Source organism: Ectopseudomonas khazarica (assembly GCF_017915135.1).
GTDB classification, from domain to species: Bacteria; Pseudomonadota; Gammaproteobacteria; order Pseudomonadales; family Pseudomonadaceae; genus Aquipseudomonas; species Aquipseudomonas khazarica.
Map to the genome: position 1 here is coordinate 916,138 of NZ_CP068551.1, position 26,671 is coordinate 942,808.

A 26,671-nucleotide genomic window follows, 5' to 3' on the forward strand; every position below is an offset into this window, starting at 1 on the left:
GAGGTAGCGATGAGTTTTCTGGTCATTCTGCTGGTGCTTTGGGTCGAGAAGTTCTCCGCCTGGCGCCTGCGCATCCAGCAGGACGGCCCCTGGCTCGCGCAGTTGCGACGCGTGCAGCAGGGCAGTCTGCAGCAGGCGCCGTGGCTGTGCCTGGGCCTTCTGGTGCTTCTGCCCGTCGCGGCACTGGGGCTGGTTCTGCTCGTGCTCAAACCGCTGGCCTATGGCTGGCTTGCCTTGCCGGTGCACCTGCTGGTGCTGATCTACAGCCTGGGCCGTGGCGATCTGCTCGCAGCTCTGGGCCCTTTCCGTGATGCCTGGCGTCGCGGTGATGGGCAGGCCGCCTACCACGTCGCCGAGCGTGACCTGGCGTTGCAGCCGGAAGAGGGCACTCAACTGCTGCAGCAGGTCCAGGGGCACTTGCTGTGGCAGGCCTACCAGAGCTTCTTCGCGGTGATCTTCTGGTATCTGCTGCTCGGTCCGCTGGCGGCGCTGGCCTACCGGCTGCTGGCGCTGACGTCCGAGCACGCCGAGCAGGCCGCGCTGCGCGAGCGGGCGGTTCAGCTGCGACACGCCTTCGACTGGTTGCCGGCGCGGGTGCTGGCTTCCAGCTTCGCCCTGGTGGGCAACTTCGTTGCGGTCACTCGTGCCCTGTTGCACGAGTTGCTCAGCTGGGACATCGCCGCCGCCCAACTGGTGATCAAGGCCGGGCGTGCAGCGGGGGAGATGCCGGCCCCGGTCATGGGTGAGGAGGGCGTGGATACGCTGGATCAGCTGTGGCAGCTGCTGATTCGCGCTGCAGTGGTCTGGTACGCCGCTTACGCGGTGTGGGTGCTGCTCATCTAGCGGTGATCGGAGCGCCCTGGCGAACGTTGGCCGGGGTCGCTGCAACCTCGAAGGCTTCCTGCGAGGCGGTTCGGGGTGTCGCGCGGGTTTAACCTTAAGTTACAGAGAGGCGGGTCGATAAGGGGTATAAGGGGGCGGTAGCCTGTCCTGTTTAGTGATTCGCGTCACATTTATCTGCCTGTATTCGCCGCGTGGATTCGCGCGCCGCAGGTCGGGCTGCACAGGACGCCGTCGTCAGCCCGTGTGAGGCTCAGCGGCCGTTCAAGCAACACCCATAACAATAATGGCAACTGGAGACGTCTAGTGAAGACCGTGTTGTATCCGGCCATCGCGCTGATGAACCGCCTCAGCTTCGGCATGAAGTTCAGTCTGATCAGTGTCCTGTTTTTCCTGCCCATGCTGGTCACCAATTTCTATCTGGTGCGTGACTCCTACCGACAGTTCGTCGGGACCGAGAATGCACTGGAGAGCCTCGAGCTGCTGGGCCAGAGTCTGCAGCTGCGGCGTGACCTGGAAAGCCTCAATGACCTGGTGCAGATCAACTCGATGATCGGCCAGTCCGGCCAGGCGGGCGATCTGGAAAGCCGCATCGGCCAACTGCAGCAGGCACTGAGCGCGGGGCTGCAGGGCCTGGAGCCGGTCACCCAGGATGCCGAGCAGGCGGCCGAGTTCGTCAGCAAGCGCGACGAGCTGCTGGCGGATCTCAAGAGCGCGGAAGGCGAGACGTCGCTGCAGAGCAAGGCGGTCATCGTCGAGAAGCTGCTCGGCTCCTCGCAGGTGTTCATCAAGCTGGTGGCCAGCCAGGCCGGTCTCAGCCAGGACCCGCAGCGCCAGGTTCGCCAGATCACCGAGCTGATCACCAACGTCACCCCGCAGATCACCGACGTGCTGAGCCAGGGCCGTGCCATTGGCGCCTACTCGCTGGGGCAGGGCTTTCTCAACTCGGCGGCCAGCACCAAGTTCGATGATCTGTTGCTGCAGCTGGAGAAGCTGCACGCCGAATATGGCCTGAACCTGCAGGAGGCGCTGGCGGGCAGCGTCGCCGCGCAGAATGGCCTGGGCGGTCTGGCCGAGGCCAGTCGGCAGAGCCTGAAAGACAGTGCTGTGCTGTTCGAGGACCAGGTGATCATCGCCGACAGTCTCGATACGCCCTGGGCCCAGTTCTACGAGCAGGTCAGCCAGCAGATGGCCAGGACCTACGCGTTCAACGATGGCCTGCTGGCCTTTCTCGATAGCCAGCTGAGCGAGCGCCTGACCGAGAACCGCGCGCAGATGGTGTTGCTGGTGGTCGCGCTGGTGGTGGTGTTCCTGCTGATCGTCTACCTCTACAGCGGTTTCTACGTGTCCACGCGCTCGACCCTGAAGACCCTTGGCCAGGTCATGGACAAGGTGGCGGCCGGCGACATGACGGTCACCTTCCAGGCGCAGAGTCGCGACGAACTGGGTGAGCTGGGGCAGGTGTTCAACCAGACTGTCATGCGTATCCATGACCTGATCGAACGCGTGGGCCACACGGTCGGCGAAGTGGGCGGCCAGGCCGACCGCGTCGAGCTGGTGTCGGGCGAGAGCAACCAGGCCGTCGCCGGTCAGCGCGCGCAGATCGAGCAGGTCGCCACGGCGATGAACCAGATGTCGGCCACGGCCCAGGAAGTGGCGCGTAGCGCCGCCGCTGCGGTGAACAGTGCACAGAGCGTCAACCAGGAAACGGTCAGCGGCCGGGCACTGGTCGAGTCGCAGGTCGGGGCTATCCAGCGCCTGGCCGGGGAAATCGACCAGTCGGTGGCGGTCATCGACCAACTGGCCAGCGACAGTGCTGCCATCAGCCAGGTGCTGGACGTGATCAAGGGCATCGCCGAGCAGACCAACCTGCTGGCGCTCAACGCGGCCATCGAGGCGGCGCGTGCCGGGGAGCAGGGGCGCGGGTTCGCGGTGGTCGCCGACGAGGTGCGCAACCTGGCCAAGCGCACCCAGCAGTCCACCGAGGAGATCGAGGCGATGATCGCCAAGCTCCAGGGAGGTGTCGGCGCCGCCGTCAAGGCGATGAATGCCAGCCACCAGATGGCCGATGGCACGGTCAGCGAGTCGGCCAAGGTGCAGCAGGCACTGGAGAACATTCTCGGCGCGGTGGGCATGATCGTCGATCAGAACCAGCAGATCGCGGCGGCCGCCGAGCAGCAGACCGCCGTGGCGCACGATATCGACCAGAACATCGTCGAGATCAACCATGCCGGTGAGCGCACCGCCGCTGGCGCGAGCCAGACCGAGCAGGCCAGCCGCGAGTTGAGCGAACTGGTCACCCGCCTCAAGCAGTTGATCGGCGCGTTCCGCGTCTGATCGGCCCGAGGGCTTGAGTCGCCCTGATCGCGGCTCAAGCCTGGTGGCCTAGCCCCAGCCGAACAGCGCCTCCGCATTGCGGCTGCTGGCCGCCGCCAGCGCCTCGGCCGACATGCCACGCAATGCCGCCAGCTCGCTGCAGATTTCCGCAAGGTGCTCCGGGCTGTTGCGCTGGTTGGCGTGCATGGAGGGCGCCATGTCCGGCGCGTCGGTCTCCAGCACGATGGCCTCCAGCGGCAGCCCGGCCACGACCTTGCGCAGGCGATTGGCCTGCGGCCAGGTCGCCGCGCCGCCCAGGCCCAGGCGAAACCCCAGCCTGATGTATTCGCGTGCTTCCTCGGCGCTGCCGGCAAAGGCGTGGATGATGCCGCCACGCGCCGGACGCAGGCGCTTGAGCGTGGCGATGGTCGCCGCGTGCGCACGGCGTACGTGCAACAGGACGGGTAACTCGAACTCGATTGCCAGGTGCAGCTGGGCTTCGAACAGGGCCTGCTGGCGCTGGCGATCGAGGTGGTCCAGGTAGTAGTCCAGGCCGAACTCGCCAACGGCGCACAGCCTGGGGTGGCCGATCAGCCTGTCCAGCCAGGCGCGCAACTCGCCCAGGTGCTCAGGGCGGTGCTCGTCCAGATACACCGGGTGCAGGCCGAATGCGGCGTACAGACCTTCGCTCGACTCGACCAGCTGCCATAGACGCTGCCAGTTGCTCTGGTACACCCCGAGGACGACCATGCGCTGTACGCCCAGGGCCTGGCTGCGTGCGAGCACCTCGGCGCGGTCGGCGTCGAAGTCCGGGAAGTCGAGGTGGGTGTGGGTATCGATCAGGCGCATCGTTCACTCAGGGTCGACCATTTTCGACCAGGTTGCCAGTACCGGGCGAGCCGCCGCCCCATCGGGATTGCCAGCGGGGTCAGATACGCGCCTTGAAGCTGCGTTCGATGGCCTCGATGCCGGGCTGATAGTCGTCCTGTTCCACGGCTCGTAGGGCCCAGCTCAGCACGCGCTCGGCGATGCGCTCGTGCTGCTGGCTCATCGCATTGACCCGCAGCGGCAGGAAGTCCAGCAACTGGGTGTCACCGAAGGTCGCCAGGCGTATCGCCGGCTGCTGCTCGCCGTGTCGCTCGCGCAGGGCGTCGAACACGCCTTCGAGCAGGACGTAGGCGGTGCTCAGCAGGGCGTCGGGCGGGCCGGCGTCGGCCAATAGCGCCTGCATCTGGCGGTAGCCGCAGGCCCGGCTGAACAGCTCGCCGTGGTACACGCTGACGCGCCCGTCGAACCCGGCTAGCGCGGCATGAAAGCCCCGTTCGCGCGCCTGGCTGATGACCAGTTCGGGACGAGCGCCGAGCAGGGCGATATGTCGGGGCCGGGGCGTCAGCAGGCTGGCGGTCAGGGTGTGTCCGGCCTGTTCGTCATCGCTGACCACCGAGCGGATATGCCGGGGTGACAGCGCGCGGTCCACCGCGATCACCGGCAGGCCGGAGGCGACGATCGACGGATACAGCGGGTCGTCCGGCGGCAGGCAACTGGCGACGATCAAGGCATCGCAGCGGCGCGAGCGAAACAGCTCGAGCAGCTGGCGCTCGCTGTCCGCAGCGTCGTCGGAGCTGGCGATCAGCAGCTGATAGCCGGCGGCGCGCGCCTTCTGCTCGAGCAGCTTGGCCAGGCGCGCATAACTGGGGTTCTCCAGGTCAGGCAGGATGAAGCCCAGGCAGCGGCTCTGCCCCCTGCGCAGGCTGGCGGCCTGCTGGTCGGGTCGATAGCCATGTTCCTCCACCACCGCCAGCACGCGCGCCACGGTCGCGGGGCTGATGCGCCGGCGTTCGGCCTGGCCGTTGATCACGTAGCTGGCGGTGGTGACCGAGACCTGGGCCAGGCGGGCGATGTCGCTGAGTTTCACGGGCGCACCCTGTAGAGATGAGGTTTCGGCTGTGCGAGCGCGGCGAGTCTACACCGTCCCGGCGACGACCGGGCTTCAAGGATGCCCCGTTATCGGCTAAGGTGCCGGAATGTGGTGAATCGTTTCAGCAGTCTAGTTCACCTGCTCGTCTTAGCCAGAACAATAAGTCGGAGACTCCCATGCTCGAACTCGATGCCAGTCAGATCCAGATGGGCCGGGCCGCGGCGAACAAGGATGAAGCCCTGGCCATGCTTGCCGACGCATTGGCCAGCGCTGGCCTGGCCACAGCGGCTTATCTCGACGGTTTGCAGGCACGCGAGCGCCAGGGCTCGACCTTTCTGGGGCAGGGCATCGCCATTCCCCACGGCACGCCGCAGACACGCGACCAGGTGCTGCGCACGGGGGTCAGCCTGATTCAGTTTCCGGCGGGTGTGGATTGGGGCGACGGGCAACGGGTGTACCTGGCCATCGCGATTGCCGCCCAGTCCGACGAGCACCTGCATCTGTTGCAACTGCTGACCCGCGCCCTGGGCGAAGGGGACCTGAGCCAGGCCTTGCGTGAGGCGGGTGAAGCCACGCAGATCCTCGAACTGTTGCAGGGCGCGCCGCAGGCGCTGGCCCTGGATGGCCAGCTGGTGGCGTTGGGGCAGGCGGCCGAAGACTTTGACGAGTTGCTTTGGCAGGGTGCCCGCCTGTTGCGCCAGGCCGGTTGCGCGCGCACGGGCTTTGCGCTCGGCCTGGCGCGTGGCGAGCCGTTGCCGCTGGGTGACGGCCTGTGGTGGCTGCACAGCGACGCCAGTGTCGAGCGGCCGGGCCTGGCGTTCGTCACCCCGGCGCAGGCGCTGACCTTTCGTGGCGAGGCGCTGCGCGGCCTGTTCTGCCTGGCCAGCCAGGGTGAAGCGCATCGGCAGGCGCTGGAGCGGCTCTGCGATGTGCTGATCGGCGGTCGCGCGGCGGCGTTCAGCGAGGCCAGCGACAGCCGCCAGGTGATCGAGGCGCTGGGTGGCGAGGTGGCGCCGGACTGGCCCAGCCTCAGCGTGCCGCTGCTCAATGCCCACGGCCTGCATGCACGACCGGCCAAGGCCTTGAGCGAGCTGGCGCAGGGTTTTGCCGGCGAGATCCGTGTGCGCCTGCTCGGTGACGGCGCTGCAGGCGTCTCGGCCAAGAGCCTCAGCCGGCTGCTGGCGCTGGGGGCGCGTCGCGGGCAGATGCTGGAGTTCAGCGCCGAGCCGGCGATTGCCGAAGCGGCGTTGCCGGCGCTACGTGCGGCATTGCAAAGCGGCCTCGGTGAAACGGTCGAACCGCTGAGCGAGGCGCTGCCGGAGGTGGCCGCGCAGCTGCAACCGGTCGCGCCGGTCGCGCCTGTCGCCGGCGCTCGCCTGCTGGCGGTTGGTGCCTCGCCCGGTATCGCCATCGGGCCGGCGTTGGTGCGCACGCCTCCGACCTTTCATTTCGCCGAACAGGGGCAGGGCATCGAGCCTGAGCGGGCGCGCCTCGAGCAGGCCCTGGCCGTCGTCTCGGCGCAGATTCAGCGCCTGGTCGACGGCGCGGGCGTGGCCAGCATCCGGGAGATATTCAGTGCGCACCTGGCCATGCTTGGTGACCCGGCACTGCGTGAGGATGTCGAGGCACGCCTGGGGCAGGGCGCCAGTGCCGAAGCCGCCTGGCAGGTCGAGGTCGAGGCGGCGGCCAGGCGTCAGGAAGCCTTGCATGATGCGCTGCTGGCCGAACGCGCGGCCGACCTGCGCGACATCGGCAATCGGGTGCTGGCGCAGCTGTGTGGCGTGGCGCTGCCCAGCGAGCCGGACGAACCCTACATCCTGGTGATGGCCGAGGTGGTGCCGTCCGATGTCGCCGGGCTCGATCGTCGACGCGTTGCCGGCATTCTCACCGCGCGCGGTGGGGCGACGGCGCACAGCGCGATCATCGCCCGTGCTCTGGGCATTCCTGCGCTGGTCGGCGCCGGCGACGGCGTGCTGCAGTTGGCGCAGGGCACGCCGCTGCTGCTCGATGGCGACAGCGGCGTGCTGCGGGTGGCGCCGGATGCGCGCGAGCGTGACCAGGCGCTGCAAGAGCGCGAGGCTGCGCAGCGCCGCCAGGAGCAGGCGCATGCCCGGCGCTTCGACACGGCGCAGACCCGTGACGGCGTGCGAGTCGAGGTGGCGGCCAACATCGGTGCCAGCGGGGAAACCGCCGACGCGGTGGAGCTGGGCGCGGAGGCCGTGGGCCTGCTGCGCACCGAGCTGGTGTTCATGGAACATGCCCAGGCGCCGGACCAGGCCGCGCAGCAAACCGAGTACCGCCGCGTGCTCGACGCCTTGGCTGGCCGCCCGCTGGTGGTGCGCACGCTGGACGTCGGCGGCGACAAACCCTTGCCGTACTGGCCGATGCCCGCCGAGGAAAACCCCTTCCTCGGCGTACGCGGCATTCGCCTCAGCCTGCAGCGCCCGGACATCCTCGAAACCCAGCTGCGCGCCTTGCTCGCCTCGGCCGACGGTCGTCCGCTGCGGATCATGTTCCCCATGGTCGGCGCGGTGGAGGAGTGGCGCGCGGCGCGTGACCTGGTGCAGCGCCTGCGCGAAGAGATCGAGGTGCGCGACCTGCAGCTCGGCATCATGATCGAAGTGCCCTCGGCTGCGCTGCTGGCGCCGGTGCTGGCGCGCGAGGTGGACTTCTTCAGTATCGGCACCAATGACCTGACCCAGTACTGCCTGGCCATCGACCGCGGTCATCCGCAGCTGTCGGCGCAGGCCGATGGTCTGCACCCGGCGGTGCTGCGCCTGATCGAGATGACTGTCACGGCTGCCCATGCCCAGGGCAAGTGGGTCGGCGTCTGTGGCGAGCTGGCCAGCGATCGCCTGGCCGTGCCCCTGCTGATCGGCCTGGGGGTGGACGAGCTGAGCGTGACGCCGCGCTCCATCGCCCTGGTCAAGGCGCGGGTGCGCGAGGTCGACAGCCGCCAGGCACGTACCCTGGTCGATCGCGCCCTGGCGCTGGACAGTGCCAGCGCCGTGCGCGCGCTGGTCGCGGAGATGCACTGATGGCACGAATCCTGACCCTGACCCTGAATCCGGCGCTGGACCTGACCCTGCGCCTGCCGAGCCTGCAGCCCGGCGCGATCAACCGTTGTGACGAGCTGCGCAGTCATGCCGCCGGCAAGGGCCTCAACGTCGCCCAGGTGCTCGCCGACCTGGGCCACAGCCTGAGCGTCAGCGGCTTTCTGGGCCGCGCCAATGCGGTGCCGTTCGAGCGCCTGATGCAGGCGCGCGGCTTTCATGACCTGTTCGTCCGCGTGCCGGGCGAGACGCGCAGCAACATCAAGCTGGCCGAGGCCGATGGCCGCATCACCGACCTCAATGGCCCCGGACCGCAGGTCGAGGCCGAGCACCTGCAGCGCCTGGAGGAGGAGCTGCAGCCGCTGCTTGTCGAGCACGACGCCGTGGTGGTCGCCGGTAGCCTGCCGCGTGGCGTCACCACGCAGTGGTTCGCCAGCCTGCTGCGACGGATCAAGGCCAGTGGCATACCGCTGGTGGTGGACAGCAGCGGCGCGGCCCTGCAGGCGGCCCTCGACGTCGTGCCGTGGCTGATCAAGCCCAACGAGGAAGAACTGCGCGAGGCCTGCGGCAACGACCTGCCAGCGGCCATCACGCGCCTGCGCGGGCAGGGCATCGAGCATGTGCTGCTCTCGCGTGGCGCCGACGGCGTCGAATGGCACGGACCGGGTATCGCCCTGCGTGCCGTGCCGCCGCGCGTCGAGGTGGCCAGTACCGTCGGTGCTGGCGACTCGCTGCTGGCGGCCAGCCTGCATGGCCTGCTGCAAGGCTGGCCCGCCGAGCGCACGCTGCGCCTGGCCACGGCGGTGGCGGCGCAGGCGGTCACCCAGATCGGCTTCGGTATCCATGATCGCGAGCAACTGGCCCGCTTCGAAGCGGCCGTGCAACTGCACCGTCCAGAACAATAAGAGGCACCCACCATGAATCTGCTGATCGTCACTGCCTGCCCCAATGGCCAGGTCACCAGCGTGCTGTGCTCGCGTCTGTTGCAGGCGGCTGCCGAACGCCTGGGCTGGCAAACCCGCGTCGAGGTGCACGACGCCCGCGCCATTGGCTCGCCGCTCAGTGCGGCGGAAATCGCCGCCGCCGACTGGGTGCTGGTGGTCCGGACCGGCGATCTGCCGTTGCAGCGCTTCGCTGGCAAACGCCTGTTGCAGGCCTCGCCGGCAGAGGCGCTGGCCGACCCGCAGCGCTTCCTGCGTGAGGCGGCCGAGCGCGCCGAGCCCTATCAGGCTACGACCGAATCATCGACCGCTGGCACGCGCCGGCTGGTCGCCATCACCGCCTGCCCGACCGGGGTGGCGCACACCTTCATGGCCGCCGAGGCGCTGCAGCAGGCGGCGACGCGTGCGGGTATCGAGCTGCAGGTGGAGACCCGTGGCTCGGTCGGTGCGCGCAACCTGCTCGACGAAGCCGCCATCGCCGCTGCCGACGCGGTGCTGCTGGCCACCGATATCGAGGTGGACACCAGCCGCTTCGCCGGCAAGAAGGTCTATCGCTGTGGCACCGGCGTGGCGTTGAAGCATCCGCAACAGACGCTGGAACGGGCGCTGAACGAGGCCCGGCCACTGAGCGAGGCGGCGTCCGGAGAAGGCCAGGCCGCGGCCAGCCAGGGCGAGAAGAGCGGGCCCTACAAGCACCTGCTCACCGGTGTCTCCTACATGCTGCCGATGGTGGTGGCGGGTGGTCTGCTGATCGCCCTGTCGTTCGTCTTCGGTATCGAGGCCTTCAAGGAGGAGGGCACGTTCGCGGCGGCGCTGATGCAGATCGGCGGCGACGCCGCCTTCAAGCTGATGGTGCCGGTGCTGGCCGGTTACATCGCCTATTCCATCGCCGATCGTCCGGGGCTGGCGCCGGGCATGATCGGCGGGCTGCTGGCCGGCTCGCTGGGCGCCGGTTTCATCGGCGGCATCGTCGCCGGGTTCATCGCCGGCTACAGCGCCAGGGCCATCGCCCGCTGGGTGCGCCTGCCGGAGAGCCTGGAAGCGCTCAAGCCGATCCTGATCATCCCGTTGCTGGCCAGCCTGGTGACCGGCCTGCTGATGATCTATGTCGTCGGCACGCCGGTGGCGGGTGTGCTGCAGTCGCTGACGCGTTTCCTCGACAGCATGGGCAGCACCAACGCCATTCTGCTCGGTGCGCTGCTCGGCGGGATGATGTGCGTGGACCTTGGCGGGCCGATCAACAAGGCGGCCTACGCCTTCTCCGTCGGCCTGCTGGCGTCGAGCAGCTACGCGCCGATGGCCGCGACCATGGCCGGGGGCATGGTGCCGCCGATCGCCATGGCCATCGCCACCGTGCTGGCGCGGCGCAAGTTCGCCCAGAGCGAGCGTCAGGCCGGCAAGGCGGCGGGCGTGCTGGGGCTGTGCTTCATCTCCGAGGGGGCGATTCCCTTCGCCGCCAGGGACCCGCTGCGGGTGATCCCTGCCAGCATCGCCGGCGGGGCGCTGACCGGCGCCCTGTCGATGTACTTCGGCTGCAAGCTGATGGCGCCGCACGGCGGCCTCTTCGTGCTGCTGATCCCCAACGCCATCAACCACGCCGCCTTGTACCTGTTGGCCATCGTCGCCGGCAGCCTGCTCACCGGCGTGCTCTATGCGCTGATCAAGCAGCCCGACGCGCAGCCGCTGGCGGTCGAGGCGCAATGAGCGCGCGCCGCTGAAGCTCGGGTACACTGGGCCGAACAGCGCCTGGGATGTAGGAGTCCAGGGCATGACCGTGCGCCCGTGCGTGGCGACGGGAGCATGCCGGACTGCTTGGCGCAGTCGCCCTCACCAAGAAAGGATCTTTTGTAGATGACTCAAGCTCTCGCGCATCGCTGGCGCTTCTTCCGGGCCGGCGGCTTCGATCAGGTGCAACTGGAAACCCCGGCGGATCTCGCCGCACTGCGTGGCCTGGACCAGAAACTCTGGGCCAGCCTGGCCTGCCCGGTGAACAACCTGGAGCTGGATCGGCGCATGCTGGACTACATCGACCTGAACAAGGACGGTCGTATCCGCGCCCCGGAAATCCTCGACGTGGTGGACTGGACGCTGGCGCGTCTGCGCGACCCGGCCGTGCTGTTCGAGAACGGCCCGCTGCAGCTCGCATCGCTCACCGATGACGCCGTGGGTGCGCGCCTGCGCCTGGCGGCGCAACGCCTGCTGGCGGTGCTGGGGCGCGCCGATGGCGACAGCCTGGTGCCGGCCGACACGGCCAACCTGGCGCACCTGTTCCCGCCGCACGAACCCAACGGCGACGGCCTGGTGCCGGCGACGCTGACCGATGACGCCGAGCTGAAGGCGGCCATCGCCGACATCATCGCCAGCCTGGGGGCGCAGACCGACCGCAGTGGCGAGGCGGCGATCGGCGCCGAACAGATCGGCGAGTTCTTCGCGCAGGCGCGCCAGCTGCACGCCTGGCATGCGCGTGCGGCGGAGCAGGGGCTGGACGCCTTCGGCGAGGGCACGGTCGCGGCGGTCGAGGCGCTGAGTGCCGTGCGCGCCAAGATCGACGATTACTTCACCCGCGTTGCCATGGCCGAGTTCGACCCGCGTGCCGCGGCGCTGATGAATGCCCAGGAAGCCGAGCTGGTGCGTCTGTCGTCGCTGTCCCTGGCGGATGCCGGCGAAGTCGCCGGCCTGCCCCTGGCGGCGGTGCAGCACGGTGACGAGTTGCCACTGGACAAGGGCCTCAACCCGGCGTGGCAAGGCGCGATCGGCGAGTTCCGCCAGCGCGTGGTGGTGCCGGTCTACGGCGAGCTGGAGCGCCTGTCGCGCGAGCAGTGGCAGCACCTGGTCGCGCTCTGCGGCAACTACCTGGCCTGGCAGGCTGAGACGCCCAAGGTGGCGATTGTCGAGGTGCTCAAGCGCGGGCGCATCCTCGAACTGGTGGAGCAGGACGCCGAAGCCCGCTTGCTGGCGCTGGTCGAGAAAGACAAGACCGTGGCCGAGGCGGCCGACGGGCTGGTCGAACTGGACAAGCTGATTCGTCTGCGCCACGGCCTGATCACGCTGCTGCGCAACTTCGTGTCGTTCCAGAGTTTCTATGCCCGTCAGGACAAGGCCGTGTTCCAGGCCGGCACGCTGTACATCGACGGCAAGAGCTGCGACCTGGCGGTGGAGGTCGACAACATCGAGGCGCATGCCAAGGTGGCGGCGGCCAGCGACTGCTTCCTGCTCTACTGCGCCTGTACCCGTCGTGGCGAGCCGGTGCGTGGCAAGGAGGCGATGAATATCGTGGTGGCGGTCACCGCCGGCAGCGAGGGCGACCTGCAGGCCGGGCGCCATGGCCTGTTCTATGACCGCGACGGCAATGACTGGGACGCCAAGGTGGTCAAGGTGGTGCAGAGCGCCATCAGCATCCGCGAGGCCTTCTGGTCGCCCTATCGGCGCATCTCCAAGCTGGTCTCCGACCAGGTGCAGAAACTGGCGGCCAGCCGTGACGCCGACATGGTCAGCAAGACCGCTGCCAAGGTCGGTGAAACGGGGGCGCCGGGTGCTGCAACGTCGGCGCCGGCGTTCGACATCGCCAAGTTCGCCGGGATCTTCGCTGCCATCGGCCTGGCGGTCGGTGCCCTGGGTACGGCCCTGGCTGCGGTGGTGACAGGCATCCTGTCGCTGGCCTGGTGGCAGGTGCCGTTGCTGTTGCTGGGCGTGCTGCTGGCCATTTCCGGCCCGGCCATGCTGCTGGCCTGGTTCAAGCTGCGTCGGCGCAGCCTGGGGCCGATTCTCGATGCCAATGGCTGGGCGGTGAACGCCAAGGCGCGCATCAGCATTCCCTTCGGTACCGCGCTGACGCAAATGGCCGAGTTGCCCAAGGGCAGCGACCGTGCCCTGCGTGACCCCTATGCCGACAAACCGCTGGTCTGGCCCTGGGTGGTCCTGCTGCTGGTGCTGTTGGCTGGCGGCTACCATGCCTGGAGCAGCGGCATGTTCAGCCCAACGGCCGCCGAAGCTCCGGCCGAAGTGGTCGCACCAGCGCAGCAGTAACGTAGGGCGGGTGCAACCCGCCGGTTTCGGCGTGGCGGGTTGCACCCGCCCTACGTCGCTGTCTGGTAATGCGCGCGCTTTTGTAGGAGCCGGCGATCCTGCGCGAGGCTGATCGCCAGCAAGCTGGCTCCTGCATGTCGACGCTCAGCCGGCCAACTGCTCCGCGACCCAGCGGGGCAACTGCTCGGTCGCCAGGCCATAGCGCTTTTCGGCGAACAGCGAATGGCCCTGGCTGGGCTCCAGGTTGATCTCCAGCGTGTGGGCGCCTGCCCGCCGCGCCTGTTCGACGAAGCCGGCTGCCGGGTAGACATGACCGGAGGTGCCGATGCTGACGAACAGCTCGCAGCGTTCCAGCGCATCCTGGATGCGCTCCATCTGATAGGGCATCTCGCCGAACCAGACGATATCCGGGCGCAGCGTGCCCCTCAGGCCGCAGCAGGCACAGGCCTGGCTGACCGGCATGTCGCCGTCCAGCGGGAAGCGTCGCTGGCTGTTGCTGCACAGCATCGACTGCAGTTCGCCGTGCATGTGCAGCAGGCGCCGGGAGCCCGCGCGTTCGTGCAGGTTGTCGACGTTCTGCGTGACCAGCAGAAAATCACCCTGCCAGGCTGCTTCCAGTTCGGCCAGCGCCAGGTGCCCGGCGTTCGGCGCGATGGCCGGGTCGCGCAACTGGGCGCGGCGCAGGTCGTAGAAGCGCTGCACCAGCGCCGGGTCGCGCGCGAAGCCTTCGGGGGTCGCCACCTCTTCGATGCGATGGTTTTCCCACAGCCCGTCGCTGGCGCGGAAGGTGCGGATGCCGCTTTCGGCGGAGATACCGGCACCGGTGAGGATGACGAGGTTGGGATGGGGCATGGCAGGCTCCGAAACAGGTGCGTTGCCACCACTCTAAGCCAATTCGGGATGCCGCAGCCTACGGACTTTCGCTCGTTCCGTAGGGCGGGTGAAACCCGGCTGTTCTGTAGTGGCGGGTTGCACCCGCCCTACTCAAGGATCAGCCGAGCGTGCGTCATGCGCGTTCGCTCATCGCCGCCAGGGCCACCGAGGCAGCGGCGGTGCGGGTCTCCACGCCGAGTTTCACGTAGACGTGTTCCAGGTGCTTGTTCACCGTCCGCGGGCTGAGGCCGAGGATGTCGCCGATATCGCGGTTGGTCTTGCCGCACGCCACCCAGCGCAGCACCTCCACCTCGCGCTCGGTGAGCTGGAAGCGTGCCGACAGGTGAGCGTGCGCCGGCGCATTGTCCAGGCTGAGGTCGACCGGTCTGGACGCGGCCCTGGCAGCCTGCAGGATGCGCGCGGTGCGCAGGTGCGAGGCGACCCGGGCGAGCACCTCGTCGGGGTTGATCGGCTTGGTCACGTAGTCGATGCCGCCGGCCTCGAAGCCCTGCACCACGTGTTCGCTGTCGGTCAGGGCGGTCATGAACAGCACCGGGATGTCGGCGCTGGCGGGATCGGCCTTGATCCGCCGACAGGTCTCGAAGCCATCCAGCCCCGGCATCATCGCATCGAGCAGGATCAGGTCGGGGCGCCGCCGCTGGATGCGCCCCAGCGCACTGCTGCCATCCAGTGCCACCAGCACCATGTAGCCCGCGTCGTCGAGGGCGTCGGAGATCAGCGCCAGGTTGTCCGGCGTGTCGTCGACGATGAGGATGATGCCGCGTTCGGCCGACAGGCTGGCAGGCAGACGCGACTCAGGCTGGTGGAGCGGCGCATTCATGTTCGGCCTCCTTCAGTTGGCGGTTGAATTCGTCGAGCTGGAAGTGCTTCACCAGGCTGCGCAGCGAGGCGGTGAAGCTGGCGCAGGCCGGGTTGCGCTGGTCGATGTCGTCCAGGCGCTGCTGGATGCCACGGATGTAGCCCAGCGCCCCCAGCTCGCGCAGTGCCTGCAGGTCGTCGCTGTCGGGCAGGGTCACGCGCTGCACGCTGGCGGGCCGCTCCTGGGTGCGATGCAGCCAGGTCAGGCCCAGCTGCTGCTGAATGCGTTCGAGCAGTTGCGGGGTGTACACCGGCTTGGCCAGGTAGTCGTTGCAGGCGGCTGCCACGCTGCGTTCGCGATCGTCGGTGAAGGCATTCGCGGAGATCACGATGATCGGCGCCTGGCACTGGGTGTTGCGCCGGATCAGGCGGCTGGTTTCCCAGCCGTCCAGCTGCGGCATGGACAGGTCCATGAGGATCAGCGCCGGATGCTGCAGGGCCACCTGGCGAATGGCTTCCTGGCCGCTGGCCGCCTGGATCACCTCGAAGCCCAGTGGCTCGAGCATGCCGGCGAGCACGCGGCGGTGTTCGAGGTGATCGTCCACCACCAGGATCAGCCGGCGCTCGCCCTGGTAGCCGATGATGTCGTGCTCCACGTGCACCACCGCCTGCGGCACGCGCACCTCGGAGAGGAACAGGCGCACCTGGAAGCGGGTGCCCTGGCCCGGTTCGCTGTCCACCGACAGCTCGCCGCCCATCAGCGCGGTGAGCATGCGGGTGATGGTCAGACCCAGGCCGACGCCATTGTCCTGGCGCATCAGGTCGCCGCGCTCGAAGGGCTGGAAGATGCGCTCGATCTGCTCCGGGGCGATGCCGACGCCGGTGTCGATGATCTCGAAGGTGGCGGTCTCGCGCATGTAGCCGACGCGCAGGCGCACCTCGCCGCGCTCGGTGAAGCGCACGGCGTTGCCCAGCAGGTTGATGAGGATCTGCCGCACACGTTTTTCGTCGCCGCGTACCACCGCCGGCATGCGGCCGATGCATTCGAGGCGAAAGCGCAGGCCTTTCTCGGCGGCTTGCGGGGTGAACATGCGTTCGAGCTGATCGATGAATTCGGGGAAGGGAATCTCCGCCAGCTCCAGGTGCAGTTTGCCGGCCTCGATCTTGGCTACGTCGAGCAGGCCGTCGATCAGCGACAGCAGGTGCGAGCCGCTGCGCAGGATGGTCGCCAGGGCGTCCTGGTGCTGGCTGGGCATGGCCGTGTCGCGCTGCAGGATCTGGGTGTAGCCGAGGATGCTGTTGAGTGGCGTGCGCAGTTCATGGGACAGGCCGGTGACGTAGCGGCTCTTCGCCGCGTTGGCGGATTCGGCTGCCTCCTTGGCCTGTTGCAGGGCTTCGTCGGTCTTGCGGTGCGCTTCGATCTCCTGCATCAGCAGCAGGGTCTGGCGGTCCGACTCTTCTTGCGCCACGCGGCGGCTCTCGCGGGTCAGCACCAGCCACCAGGCGAGCATGGCGGCGAATAGCGAAAGAGTGAGGAAGGCCTTGAGGAAGGCCTGGAACAGCGTCTGGCGTACCTCCGGTTCCTGCGTCAGCAGGCTCAGCGAGACCTGGCTGTAGATCAGCGCCAGGGCGCCGAACAGCATCAGCACCAGCAGACCGAGCAGGCCGAGGTACTGGGCCAGGCGGCTGTGCAGGCGCGGGATCGATGCACGCGGGAAGACCCAGCTGACGAAGTCGTCGAGCTGGTCGGCCAGGCGCGCACGGGGTTTGCAGCGATCATCGCAGCGCGCATCGAGCGAGCAGCACAGCGAGCAGATCGGTGCGCCGTAGGCCGGGCACAGCGCGGTGTCCGGCTCTTCGAAGCGGTTGTTGCACAGGCAGCACTGCACCTGGCCGGACTCGGCGTAGGGGTAGAGCAACTGTGGCTGACGCTCGCGGGCGATGTAGTAGCGGCCAGCGGTGAGCCAGGCCAGCAGCGGGGCGAGGAGGAAGGCCGAGCCCAGTGCCACGATTGGCGAGGCGGCCTGCGCCAGGGCGCCGAACAGGCCGCCGTGGGCCAGCACCGAGAGCAGCGAGGCGATCAGCATGGCGCCGACGCCCACCGGATTGATGTCGTAGAGGTGCGCGCGCTTGAACTCGATGTACTTCGGCGACAGGCCGAGCGGCTTGTTCACCACTAGGTCGGCGACCAGCGCGCCGATCCAGGCGATGGCGATGTTGGCGTAGAGGCCGAGCACTTCCTCGATCGCCTCGAACACGCCCAGCTCCATCAGCATCAGGGCGATGGCCACGTTGAACACCAGCCAGACCACGCGCCCCGGATGGCTGTGGGTGATCCGTGCGAAGAAGTTCGACCAGGCCAGCGAGCCGGCATAGGCATTGGTCAGGTTGATCTTGATCTGGCTGACGATGACGAACAGGACCATGGCGGCCAGCGCCCACTGCGGCGAGGCGAACACGTAGTTGAAGGCCACCAGGTACATCTGCGTGGGTTCGGCGGCGCGCTCCATGGGGATTTCATGCTGCAGGGCGAGAAACGCGAGGAAGGCCCCGGCGAGCATCTTCAGTGCACCGGGAATGATCCAGCCGGGGCCGGCGAGCAGCAGGGCGGTCCACCAGCGAGTACGATTGGCGCGGGTCTTTTCCGGGAGAAAACGCAGGTAGTCGACCTGTTCGCCGATCTGCGTCACCAGCGCCAGGGCCACGGTGCAGGCGGCGCCGAAGTGCAGCAGGTTGAAGCTGCCGGGTTCGCCTTCGCGCCCGGCGAAACTGGTCCAGTCCGACAGGGCATCGGGGTTCTTGGCGGCGACGAAGGCGTAGGGCAGCAGGAGCAGCAGCAGCCATACCGGCTGGCTCCACATCTGCAGGCGGCTGATCAGCGTTACGCCATAGGCCACCAGCGGGATGACGATGACCGAGCAGATGACGTAGGCCAGCGCCAGGGGAATGTTGAAGTACAGCTCCAGGGCCAGCGCCATGATCGCCGCTTCCAGGGCGAAGAACAGGAAGGTGAAGCTGGCGTAGATCAGCGAGGTGATGGTCGAGCCGATGTAGCCGAAGCCGGCACCACGGGTCAGCAGGTCCATGTCCAGGCCGTAGCGGGCCGCGTAGTAGCTGATCGGCAAGCCGGTGAGGAAGATCACCAGCGCGACCGCGAGCACGGCCCACAGGGTGTTGGTGAAGCCGTAGGAAAGGGCCAGGGCGCCACCGATGGCCTCCAGCGCGAGGAACGACACGGCGCCCAGTGCGGTGTTGGCGATGCGCAGCTCCGACCACTTGCGGAACGACCTGGGCGTGAAGCGCAGGGCGTAGTCCTCCATGGTCTCGTCGGCGACCCAGGAGTTGTAGTCGCGGCGAATCTTGATGATGCGCTGGGTGCCGGTCTGCTGCACGGGCGTCGTCCTGCTGGCGTTGTCTGATAGATTGTCCCTGTCGAGCGTTCCTGCAGGAGCCGGCTTGCCGGCGATCTGCATGACCAGGAAGGACGCATCGCCCGCAAGCGGGCTCCTACAGGCAGATCCCAGCAACTTCCATGCCCCGGTTCGGCGAGCCCTCTGCCGCGCGCGCGAGCTTCTGTCTGCCTGGTTTTTCTGCGCCCAGCTTGCACCAGGCTGGCGCGCGAGGCTGTACGTCAGATGACGTATGCCGTTACGTCATGCTGCGTATACCCCGCGTGCCGGGGCAAACGCATCCTTGCTGCGAAGCCGGCGTGGTTCGGCACGAATAACCAGCACAGGAGCACGACCATGGATTCTCAACCGATTCGACTTCTTCCCCGCCGGCTGGCGCTAGGGGCTGCGGCGCTCTCGCTGCTGGCTGCCAGCCTGTTCAGCCATGTCGCCAGCGCCGAGGTCAACACCACCGGCCTGGCCGTCACCGACAGCGAGGTCACGGTCGGCATCCTGCACTCGGCGACCGGCACCATGGCCATTTCCGAAACCGGTTCGATCCAGGCCGAGCGCCTGGCCATCGAGCAGATCAACGCCAGCGGCGGGATCCTCGGCCGGCAGATCAAGGTCATCCAGGAAGATGGGGCTTCCGACTGGCCGACCTTCGCCGAGAAGGCGCGCAAGCTGCTGGTCGGCGACAAGGTCGCGACCGTGTTCGGCTGCTGGACCTCGGCATCGCGCAAGGCCGTGCTGCCGGTGTTCGAGAAGGAAAACGGCCTGCTCTACTACCCGACCTTCTACGAGGGCCTGGAGCAGTCGAAGAACGTCATCTACACCGGCCAGGAAGCGACCCAGCAGATCCTCGCCGGCCTCGACTGGGTAGCCAAGGAGAAGGGCGCCAAGACCTTCTACCTGATCGGTTCGGACTACATCTGGCCTCGTACCTCGATGAAGATCGCGCGCAAGCACATCGAGAACGTGCTCGGCGGCAAGGTGGTCGGCGAGGAGTACTACCCGCTGGGCAATACCCAGTTCGGCTCGCTGATCAACAAGGTCAAGCTGAAGAAGCCTGACGTGGTCTTCTCCGCCGTGGTCGGTGGTTCCAACGTGGCGTTCTACAAGCAGATGAAGGCCGCCGGCGTGACCTCCGCCAAGCAGACCCTGCTGACCCTGTCGGTCACCGAGGACGAACTGCTGGGCATCGGCGGCGAGAACATGGAGGGCTTCTACGCCTCGATGAAGTACTTCCAGAGCCTGGACAACCCGAACAACGCCGCCTTCGTCGAAGCCTTCAAGGCCAAGTACGGCAAGGACGCGGTGATCGGCGACGTGACCCAGGCCGCCTACCTCGGCCCGTGGCTGTGGAAGGCCGCGGTGGAGAAGGCCGGTAGCTTCGACATCGACAAGGTGGTCGCCGCCTCCCCGGGCATCGAGCTGGGCACCGCGCCGGAAGGCTACGTCAAGGTGCACGACAACCATCACCTGTGGAGCAAGACGCGCATCGGTGAAGTGCAGAAGGACGGCCAGTTCAAGGTGGTCTACGAGTCCGACCTGATCGAGCCGAACCCCTTCCCGGAAGGCTACCAGTAACAGCAGCGACGAGCTGCAAGCCGCAAGCGGCAAGTGGAGCGTGCTCTGCTTGCCGTTTGAAGCTTGAGGCTTGCAACTTCTTTTGAGGGCGCTTCTATGGAATGGCTATCTGAATTCGGCGCCATCGCAGCCATGCAGGGTTTCAACGGCTTGTCCGTGTTCTGCGTGCTGCTGCTGATGGCGCTGGGGCTGGCGATCATCTTCGGCCAGATGGGCGTGATCAACATGGCGCATGGCGAGTTCCTCACCATCGGCGCCTACACCACGTTCGTGGTATCGACACTCACCGAGCAATACGCTCCGGCCTTCGGGCCTTACTACTTCTTCCTCGCGATCATCCTCTCGTTCTTCATCGCCGGGGCCATTGGCTGGCTGGTGGAGTGGGCGATGATCAGCAAGCTCTACCAACGCCCGCTGGACACCCTGCTGGCCACCTGGGGCCTGTCGCTGGTGATGCAGCAGGGCTTTCGCTCGATCTTCGGCGCCCGCGAGGTCGGCGCCACGCTGCCGGAATGGCTGATGGGCTCGTGGAACCCCACCGAAACCATCGACATCCCGCGCAACGGCCTGTTCGTCATGGGCCTGACCCTGCTGCTCACCGCGCTGCTGTTTGTGATGCTGTACCGCTCGCGCTGGGGCCTGCAGGTGCGCGCCACGGTGCAGAACCGAGTGATGGCGCGGGCCGTGGGCATCAACACCAAGCGCGTCGACCGCATGACCTTCGCCCTCGGCTGTGGCGTCGCCGGCGTGGCGGGCGCGGCGTTCACCACCATCGGCTCGACCGGGCCGACGGCCGGTTCGCTGTACATCGTCGACACCTTCCTGGTGGTGGTGTTCGGCGGCGCTTCCAGCCTGCTCGGCACCATCGCCTCGGCATTCAGCATCGCCCAGGCGCAGTCGCTGCTGGAGTTCTTCACCAGCGGATCGATGGCCAAGGTGCTGACCCTGTCCGCCGTGGTGCTGATCCTGATGCTGCGCCCGCAGGGGTTGTTCTCGAGCAAGGTGCGCAAATGAACCCTGGTGCTTTCGCAGGAGCCCGCTCGCGGGCGATCAGGGACCGCAGGATCGCCAGCAAGCTGGCTCCTACAGTGATTTGAGGACGCGGACATGAACAAGACACTCGACAAACTGCTCGGCGGCAAGCAGGGGGCCATCGGCCTGGCGCTGCTCGCGGCGCTGATCCTGGTGGTGTTCCCGCTGGCGCTCGATGCCTTCCGCCTGAACATGGTGGGCAAGTACCTGACCTACGCCTTCGTCGCCGTTGGCCTGGTGCTGTGCTGGGGCTATGGCGGCATCCTCAGCCTCGGCCAGGGCATCTTCTTCGGCCTCGGCGGCTACTGCATGGCGATGTTCCTCAAGCTCGAGGCGTCCGACCCGGAGAGCACCAAGATCCAGTCCACACCGGGCATCCCGGACTTCATGGACTGGAACCAGATCACCGAACTGCCGCTGCTCTGGGAGCCGTTCCACAGCCTGGGCTTCACCCTGGTCGCCGTGGTCGCGGTGCCGGTGCTGCTGGCGCTGGTGATCGGCCTGGCGATGTTCAAGCGCCGCGTCGGTGACGTGTATTTCTCCATCGTCACCCAGGCCATCGCGCTGATCCTCACCGTGCTGATCATCGGCCAGCAGGGCCTCACCGGCGGGGTCAACGGCATCACCGACCTGCGCACGCTCAAGGGCTGGGACATCCGCACCGACGAAGCCAGGCTGATCCTCTACTTCGTCAGCGCAGCGCTGCTGATCGGCTGCATCCTCATCGCCCGTTTCATCGTCGCTTCCAAGCTGGGGCGCCTGCTGCTGGCGATGCGCGACAAGGAAGAGCGGGTGCGCTTCTCCGGTTACGACGTGGCCAGCTTCAAGATCTTCGTGTTCTGCGTCGGCGCCGCCTTCGCCGGTATCGGCGGGGCCATGTTCACCTTGCAGGTGGGCTTCATGTCGCCCAGCTTCGTCGGCATCGTGCCGTCGATCGAGATGGTCATCTTCGCCGCGGTCGGCGGGCGCCTGTCGCTGCTCGGCGCAGTGTATGGCGCGCTGCTGGTCAACTTCGGCAAGACCTACTTCTCCGAGAGCTTTCCCGAACTATGGCTGTACCTGATGGGCGGGTTGTTCATCGTCGTGGTCATGTACTTCCCCAACGGTCTCGCCGGCCTGTGGGACAGCCACGGCAAGCGCTGGCTGGCACGCCTCAGGCGCAAACCCCAGGCCCGGGTCGCCGCGCAACCTGCGGCTAGGAGCGTCGCTGCAAGCAAACGTCCCGCCCCTGAACTGGAGACCACGCCATGAACAGCCCAGCAGGCTTCCAGGCCGCCAAGCCGGTACTGGCCATCGAGGGACTGACCGTGTCCTTCGACGGCTTCAAGGCGGTCAACGACCTCAACCTGTATGTCGACCGCAACGAGGTGCATGTGGTGATCGGCCCCAACGGGGCCGGCAAGACCACGGTGCTCGACCTGATCTGCGGCAAGACCCGCGCCACCGCCGGCAGCATCGCCTTCGACGGGCGCGAGCTGACCCGGATGCGCGAGTACGACATCGTGCGTGCCGGCGTCGGGCGCAAGTTCCAGAACCCGTCGATCTACGAGAACCTGACGGTATTCGAGAACCTGGAGATGTCCTATCCGGCCGGGCGCAAGGTGTTCGGCGCGCTGTTCTTCAAGCGCTCGCGGGAGGTGATCGAACGGGTCGAGCAGGTGGCGCAGGAGATCATGCTCGGCGAACACCTGCACCGCCAGGCCGACCTGCTTTCCCACGGGCAGAAGCAGTGGCTGGAGATCGGCATGCTGCTGATGCAGGACCCGCAGCTGCTGATGCTCGACGAGCCGGTGGCCGGCATGAGCGTGAGCGAGCGGGTGGCGACGGCCGAGTTGCTCAACCGTATCAGCCAGGGGCGCTCGGTGCTGGTCATCGAGCACGACATGGAGTTCGTCAAGAGCATCGCCCACCGCGTCACTGTGCTGCACCAAGGCAAGGTGCTGGCCGAGGGCAGCATGGAGGCGGTGCAGAGCAATCCCAAGGTCATCGAAGTGTACCTGGGGCATTGATCCCGGTCGCGCGTATCTGTAGCCCGGAGGCAATCCGGGGGCATGTCCAGCAAGGAGTCATTTATGTTCCAGATCAGCAACCTCGCCTCGGGCTATGGCCAGAGCCAGATCCTCCATGAACTCAACCTCGATGTGGCGAAGAAGGAAATCGTCGCGGTGATGGGCCGCAACGGCATGGGCAAGACCACCCTGTTCAAGAGCCTGATGGGCATCCTGCCGCAATGGGGCGGGCAGATCCGCGTCGATGGCAAGGACGTGTCGCAGCTGGAAACCCACCAGCGGGTGGAGAGCGGCATCGCCTACGTGCCACAGGGGCGGATGATCTTCTCGCACATGACCGTGCTGGAGAACATCCAGACCGGCCTGCCGGCCTCCGCCGGCGGCAAGGTACCGGATGACCTCTATGCGCTGTTCCCGGTGCTGCATGACATGCGCCACCGCAAGGGCGGCAACCTGTCCGGTGGCCAGCAGCAACAGCTGGCCATCGCCCGGGCGCTGGCGACCAATCCCAAGGTGCTGTTGCTCGACGAGCCGACCGAGGGCATCCAGCCGTCGATCATCAAGGACATCGCCCGCAGCCTGAAGGAGATCCGCAACATGCGTGATCTGACCATCGTCGTCTCCGAGCAGGTGCTGTCGTTCACCATGGAAATCGCCGACCGCTTCCTGGTCATCGAGAAGGGCAAGTTCGTGGTCGAGGAGAGCCGCGACCAGGTCGACGAGGCGAGCATCAGTCGTTATCTGTCGGTGTGACTTTCTTGCCCTCTCCCTAACCCTCTCCCGCAAGCGGGAGAGGGGACTGTTGGGCGGTGTGCCATTTCGCACCGCGTGCTGCTCCCCTCTCCCATTCATGGGAGAGGGGTTGGGGGAGAGGGTAGTGGCTCCCGCTTTACGGTCACTGTGTTCTCCATGCAGTGGCCGCTTTTTCGCGTCCGCGAAAAATGCCTGCAGGCCCCGTGAGGTCGGCGTTCCGGGCATACGTCATCCAACGTATTTGCCGATTTCCCCGCGCGCTTGAGACTGGCTGCGTACCCGGCACACAGCGGCCGGCATTCCTCACAGGTCCCATGGAGCTTTGTCATGACCGATACCCTGATCAAGGTCGACCTCAACCAGGCCGCCACCGAGAACGAGCAAGTCCACAACCGCTGGCACCCGGACATCCCGATGGCCTGCTGGGTAAATCCGGGCGATGACTTCATCCTCGAGACCTACGACTGGACCGGCGGCGCGATCAAGAACGATGACGATGCCTCGGACGTTCGCGACGTCGACCTCTCCACCGTGCACTACCTGTCCGGTCCGGTGGGCGTGAAAGGGGCCGAGCCGGGCGATCTGCTGATCGTCGAGCTGCTCGACATCGGCGCCAAGCAGGACATGCTCTGGGGCTTCAACGGTTTCTTCTCGCAGAGCAATGGCGGCGGCTTCCTCACCGATCACTTCCCGGCGGCGCAGAAGTCGATCTGGGACTTCGAGGGCATGTTCACCAAGAGCCGGCACATCCCCGGCGTGCGCTTCGCCGGCCTGATCCACCCCGGCCTGATCGGCTGCCTGCCGGATCACAAGATGCTCGCCGACTGGAACAAGCGCGAGCAGGCGCTGATCGACACCAACCCGACCCGCGTACCGCCGCTGGCCAACCCGCCGTTTGCCGCCACCGCGCACATGGGCAAGCTCAAGGGCGATGCCCGCGACATGGCCGCCGCCGCCGGCGCGCGCACCGTGCCGCCACGCGAGCATGGCGGCAACTGCGACATCAAGGACCTGTCGCGTGGTTCGAAGATCTTCTTCCCGGTCTACGTCGACGGCGCCGGCCTGTCGGTCGGTGATCTGCACTTCAGCCAGGGCGATGGCGAGATCACCTTCTGCGGCGCCATCGAGATGGCCGGCTGGGTGCACATGAAGGTCGAGCTGATCAAGGGCGGCATGGCCAAGTACGGCATCAAGAACCCGATCTTCAAACCCAGCCCGATCGTGCCCACCTACAACAACTTCCTGATCTTCGAAGGCATCTCGGTGGACGACGACGGCAAGCAGCACTACCTCGACGTCAACCTGGCCTACAAGCAGGCCTGCCTGAATGCCATCAACTACCTGAAGAAGTTCGGCTACAGCGGCGCGCAGGGTTACTCGCTGCTGGGCTCGGCACCGGTGCAGGGGCATATCAGCGGGGTGGTCGACATCCCCAACGCCTGCGCCACGCTGTGGTTGCCGACCGATATCTTCGAGTTCGACATCAACCCCAGCGCCAGCGGCCCGACCCGGTTCCTCGACGGCAGCATCGACATGCCCATCGCCTACGACAAGTGATGTCACTCCCCCTCTCCTGAATGCGGGGGAGGGGCCCAGGTCTTTCGAGGAATGCCGTCATGCCCATCTACGAATACGACTGCCCGCACTGCGGCGACTTCACCGTGCTGCGGCCAATGGTCGAGCGCGACCAGGCCTGCGCCTGCCCGTACTGCGACACCGCCAGCGAGCGGGTGATCCTCAGCGCGCCGGGCCTGGCGACCCTGCCGGGCAGCCAGCGCCGCGCCCATGAAAGCAATGAGCGCAGCGCCAACGCGCCGATGAATCTCGACGAGTACAAGGCCAGCCGCAAGCATCCGGCCGGCTGCAGCTGCTGCGGCCCGAGCAAGCCGGTGCAGCGCACCAAGGCCAACCCGCACGGCCTCAAGGCCAGCCCATCGGCACGGCCGTGGATGATCAGTCACTAAACAGCAGCGACAAGCTGCAAGCCACAAGCGGCAAGCAGAGCGCGCTCTTGCTTGAGGCTTGCAGCTTGTCGCTTGCGGCTAAGGAGAGTTTTCCATGCGTCACGGCGATATTTCCAGCAGCCCCGATACCGTCGGCGTTGCTGTCGTCAACTACAAGATGCCGCGTCTGCACAGCAAGGCCGAGGTGCTCGACAACGCGCGCAAGATCGCCGAGATGATCAAGGGCATGAAGCTCGGCCTGCCCGGCATGGACCTGGTGGTGTTCCCCGAATACAGCACCATGGGCATCATGTACGACAGGGACGAGATGATGGCCACCGCCGCCGCCATCCCCGGCGAGGAGACCGCGATCTTCTCCGCCGCCTGCCGCGAGGCGAAAACCTGGGGCATCTTCTCGCTCACTGGCGAGCGCCACGAAGAGCATCCGCACAAGGCGCCCTACAACACCCTCGTCCTGATCGATGACCAGGGCGAGATCGTGCAGAAGTACCGCAAGTGCATTCCCTGGTGCCCCATCGAGGGCTGGTATCCGGGTGACCGCACCTATGTCTCCACTGGCCCCAAGGGCATGAAGATCAGCCTGATCATCTGCGATGACGGCAACTACCCGGAAATCTGGCGCGACTGCGCGATGAAGGGCGCCGAGCTGATCGTGCGCTGCCAGGGCTACATGTACCCGGCCAAGGAGCAGCAGGTGCTGATGGCCAAGACCATGGCCTGGGCCAACAACTGCTATGTGGCGGTGGCCAACGCCAGCGGCTTCGACGGTGTGTACAGCTACTTCGGCCACTCCGCGTTGATCGGTATCGACGGGCGCACCCTGGGCGAGTGCGGCGAGGAGGAAATGGGCATCCAGTACGCCCAGCTGTCGGTGTCGCAGATCCGCGATGCACGGGCCAATGACCAGTCGCAGAACCACCTGTTCAAGCTGCTGCACCGTGGCTACACCGGCGTCTACAACTCCGGGGATGGCGACAAGGGCGTGGCCGACTGCCCGTTCGAGTTCTACCGCACCTGGGTGTTGGACGCGCAGAAGGCCCAGGAGGATGTGGAGAAGATGACCCGCTCGACCATCGGCGTGGCCGACTGCCCGGTGGCAGAGCTGCCGCATCCGGGCAGGGAACGCACTGCTGGCTGATCGCCCGTAG

19 protein-coding genes are annotated in these 26,671 nt (G+C 66.9%); 14 read left to right on the forward strand and 5 right to left on the reverse strand.

Features of this window, described 5'->3' with window-relative positions:
* Positions 1–9: 9 nt before the first annotated feature.
* Both ampE and JLK41_RS04165 read left to right on the forward strand, forming a co-directional pair.
* A complete protein-coding gene (ampE, locus tag JLK41_RS04160) occupies positions 10–843 on the forward strand; it encodes a regulatory signaling modulator protein AmpE (protein WP_047592421.1) in 834 nt (277 codons plus the stop codon).
* A 303-nt stretch (positions 844–1,146) separates the two neighbouring features.
* Positions 1,147–3,177 (forward strand): methyl-accepting chemotaxis protein, encoded by a 2,031-nt coding sequence (locus JLK41_RS04165; protein ID WP_150608082.1) that lies wholly within the window; start codon positions 1,147–1,149, stop codon positions 3,175–3,177.
* Between the two features lie 48 nt (positions 3,178–3,225).
* On the opposite strand, the gene JLK41_RS04170 is transcribed toward JLK41_RS04165, so the two are convergent.
* Positions 3,226–4,005: a TatD family hydrolase gene (locus JLK41_RS04170; RefSeq protein WP_134676914.1), complete on the reverse strand. Its 780-nt coding sequence runs from the start codon at positions 4,003–4,005 to the stop codon at positions 3,226–3,228.
* Between the two features lie 79 nt (positions 4,006–4,084).
* The gene (gene cra, locus JLK41_RS04175; protein WP_134676913.1) at positions 4,085–5,071 is read right to left on the reverse strand and encodes a catabolite repressor/activator; all 987 of its coding nucleotides are present in this window, start codon (positions 5,069–5,071) and stop codon (positions 4,085–4,087) included.
* Positions 5,072–5,250: 179 nt separating this feature from the next.
* Between cra and ptsP the strand changes: the two genes are divergently transcribed.
* From ptsP to JLK41_RS04195, 4 genes are all read left to right on the forward strand, one after another.
* On the forward strand, positions 5,251–8,112 hold the full coding sequence (ptsP, locus tag JLK41_RS04180; protein ID WP_134676912.1) for a phosphoenolpyruvate--protein phosphotransferase: 2,862 nt from the start codon (positions 5,251–5,253) through the stop codon (positions 8,110–8,112).
* The gene (gene pfkB / locus JLK41_RS04185; protein ID WP_210390436.1) at positions 8,112–9,032 is read left to right on the forward strand and encodes a 1-phosphofructokinase; all 921 of its coding nucleotides are present in this window, start codon (positions 8,112–8,114) and stop codon (positions 9,030–9,032) included. The genes ptsP and pfkB overlap by 1 nt, the downstream gene beginning before the upstream one ends.
* Before the next feature lie 12 nt (positions 9,033–9,044).
* Positions 9,045–10,772, forward strand: coding sequence for a fructose-specific PTS transporter subunit EIIC (locus JLK41_RS04190; protein ID WP_210390437.1), 1,728 nt, complete (start codon positions 9,045–9,047; stop codon positions 10,770–10,772).
* A gap of 147 nt (positions 10,773–10,919) precedes the next feature.
* Complete coding sequence (locus tag JLK41_RS04195; RefSeq protein ID WP_210390438.1) at positions 10,920–13,094, forward strand: hypothetical protein; 2,175 nt, start codon at positions 10,920–10,922, stop codon at positions 13,092–13,094.
* A 144-nt stretch (positions 13,095–13,238) separates the two neighbouring features.
* On the opposite strand, the gene cobB is transcribed toward JLK41_RS04195, so the two are convergent.
* The 3 genes from cobB to JLK41_RS04210 all read right to left on the reverse strand — a co-directional run bounded on the left by cobB (position 13,239) and on the right by JLK41_RS04210 (position 18,178).
* The gene (gene cobB, locus JLK41_RS04200; RefSeq protein ID WP_210390439.1) at positions 13,239–13,946 is read right to left on the reverse strand and encodes a Sir2 family NAD+-dependent deacetylase; all 708 of its coding nucleotides are present in this window, start codon (positions 13,944–13,946) and stop codon (positions 13,239–13,241) included.
* 154 nt (positions 13,947–14,100) lie between these two features.
* Positions 14,101–14,808 (reverse strand): response regulator, encoded by a 708-nt coding sequence (locus tag JLK41_RS04205; RefSeq protein WP_051800504.1) that lies wholly within the window; start codon positions 14,806–14,808, stop codon positions 14,101–14,103.
* Complete coding sequence (locus JLK41_RS04210; protein ID WP_175252973.1) at positions 14,783–18,178, reverse strand: ATP-binding protein; 3,396 nt, start codon at positions 18,176–18,178, stop codon at positions 14,783–14,785. The genes JLK41_RS04205 and JLK41_RS04210 overlap by 26 nt, the downstream gene beginning before the upstream one ends.
* A 354-nt stretch (positions 18,179–18,532) precedes the next feature.
* On the opposite strand from JLK41_RS04210, the gene urtA reads away from it, so the two are divergent.
* The 8 genes from urtA (at position 18,533) to JLK41_RS04250 (ending at position 26,661) form a co-directional block, all read left to right on the forward strand.
* Complete coding sequence (gene urtA, locus JLK41_RS04215; protein ID WP_150608098.1) at positions 18,533–19,765, forward strand: urea ABC transporter substrate-binding protein; 1,233 nt, start codon at positions 18,533–18,535, stop codon at positions 19,763–19,765.
* 96 nt (positions 19,766–19,861) lie between these two features.
* A complete protein-coding gene (gene urtB, locus JLK41_RS04220) occupies positions 19,862–20,779 on the forward strand; it encodes an urea ABC transporter permease subunit UrtB (RefSeq protein WP_037046275.1) in 918 nt (305 codons plus the stop codon).
* A 93-nt stretch (positions 20,780–20,872) separates the two neighbouring features.
* Positions 20,873–22,048, forward strand: a complete 1,176-nt coding sequence (gene urtC, locus JLK41_RS04225) for an urea ABC transporter permease subunit UrtC (protein ID WP_175252974.1) — start codon at positions 20,873–20,875, stop codon at positions 22,046–22,048.
* Positions 22,045–22,806 carry an urea ABC transporter ATP-binding protein UrtD gene (gene urtD, locus JLK41_RS04230; RefSeq protein ID WP_175252975.1) on the forward strand — a complete coding sequence of 254 codons (762 nt, stop codon included), beginning with the start codon at positions 22,045–22,047 and terminating at the stop codon, positions 22,804–22,806. The genes urtC and urtD overlap by 4 nt, the downstream gene beginning before the upstream one ends.
* 63 nt (positions 22,807–22,869) lie before the next feature.
* Positions 22,870–23,559 carry an urea ABC transporter ATP-binding subunit UrtE gene (urtE, locus tag JLK41_RS04235; protein ID WP_037046284.1) on the forward strand — a complete coding sequence of 230 codons (690 nt, stop codon included), beginning with the start codon at positions 22,870–22,872 and terminating at the stop codon, positions 23,557–23,559.
* Between the two features lie 327 nt (positions 23,560–23,886).
* Entirely contained in the window at positions 23,887–25,116 is a 1,230-nt protein-coding gene (gene fmdA / locus JLK41_RS04240) for a formamidase (RefSeq protein ID WP_210390440.1), read from the forward strand.
* Between the two features lie 59 nt (positions 25,117–25,175).
* Complete coding sequence (locus JLK41_RS04245; RefSeq protein ID WP_210390441.1) at positions 25,176–25,523, forward strand: FmdB family zinc ribbon protein; 348 nt, start codon at positions 25,176–25,178, stop codon at positions 25,521–25,523.
* Between the two features lie 94 nt (positions 25,524–25,617).
* The gene (locus tag JLK41_RS04250) at positions 25,618–26,661 is read left to right on the forward strand and encodes an aliphatic amidase (protein ID WP_210390442.1); all 1,044 of its coding nucleotides are present in this window, start codon (positions 25,618–25,620) and stop codon (positions 26,659–26,661) included.
* The last annotated feature ends 10 nt before the right edge of the window (positions 26,662–26,671 follow it).

Bases quoted from the DNA above. Each gene is read 5' to 3' on its own strand.
- urtC (WP_175252974.1), top strand. From the start codon at position 20,873: ATGAACAAGACACTCGACAAACTGCTCGGCGGCAAGCAGGGGGCCATC.
- JLK41_RS04245 (WP_210390441.1), top strand. From the start codon at position 25,176: ATGCCCATCTACGAATACGACTGCCCGCACTGCGGCGACTTCACCGTG.
- JLK41_RS04250 (WP_210390442.1), top strand. From the start codon at position 25,618: ATGCGTCACGGCGATATTTCCAGCAGCCCCGATACCGTCGGCGTTGCT.
- urtE (WP_037046284.1), top strand. From the start codon at position 22,870: ATGTTCCAGATCAGCAACCTCGCCTCGGGCTATGGCCAGAGCCAGATC.
- JLK41_RS04205 (WP_051800504.1), bottom strand. From the start codon at position 14,808: ATGAATGCGCCGCTCCACCAGCCTGAGTCGCGTCTGCCTGCCAGCCTG.
- JLK41_RS04170 (WP_134676914.1), bottom strand. From the start codon at position 4,005: ATGCGCCTGATCGATACCCACACCCACCTCGACTTCCCGGACTTCGAC.
- urtD (WP_175252975.1), top strand. From the start codon at position 22,045: ATGAACAGCCCAGCAGGCTTCCAGGCCGCCAAGCCGGTACTGGCCATC.
- pfkB (WP_210390436.1), top strand. From the start codon at position 8,112: ATGGCACGAATCCTGACCCTGACCCTGAATCCGGCGCTGGACCTGACC.
- urtA (WP_150608098.1), top strand. From the start codon at position 18,533: ATGGATTCTCAACCGATTCGACTTCTTCCCCGCCGGCTGGCGCTAGGG.
- urtB (WP_037046275.1), top strand. From the start codon at position 19,862: ATGGAATGGCTATCTGAATTCGGCGCCATCGCAGCCATGCAGGGTTTC.
- cobB (WP_210390439.1), bottom strand. From the start codon at position 13,946: ATGCCCCATCCCAACCTCGTCATCCTCACCGGTGCCGGTATCTCCGCC.
- JLK41_RS04195 (WP_210390438.1), top strand. From the start codon at position 10,920: ATGACTCAAGCTCTCGCGCATCGCTGGCGCTTCTTCCGGGCCGGCGGC.
- JLK41_RS04190 (WP_210390437.1), top strand. From the start codon at position 9,045: ATGAATCTGCTGATCGTCACTGCCTGCCCCAATGGCCAGGTCACCAGC.
- ptsP (WP_134676912.1), top strand. From the start codon at position 5,251: ATGCTCGAACTCGATGCCAGTCAGATCCAGATGGGCCGGGCCGCGGCG.
- ampE (WP_047592421.1), top strand. From the start codon at position 10: ATGAGTTTTCTGGTCATTCTGCTGGTGCTTTGGGTCGAGAAGTTCTCC.
- fmdA (WP_210390440.1), top strand. From the start codon at position 23,887: ATGACCGATACCCTGATCAAGGTCGACCTCAACCAGGCCGCCACCGAG.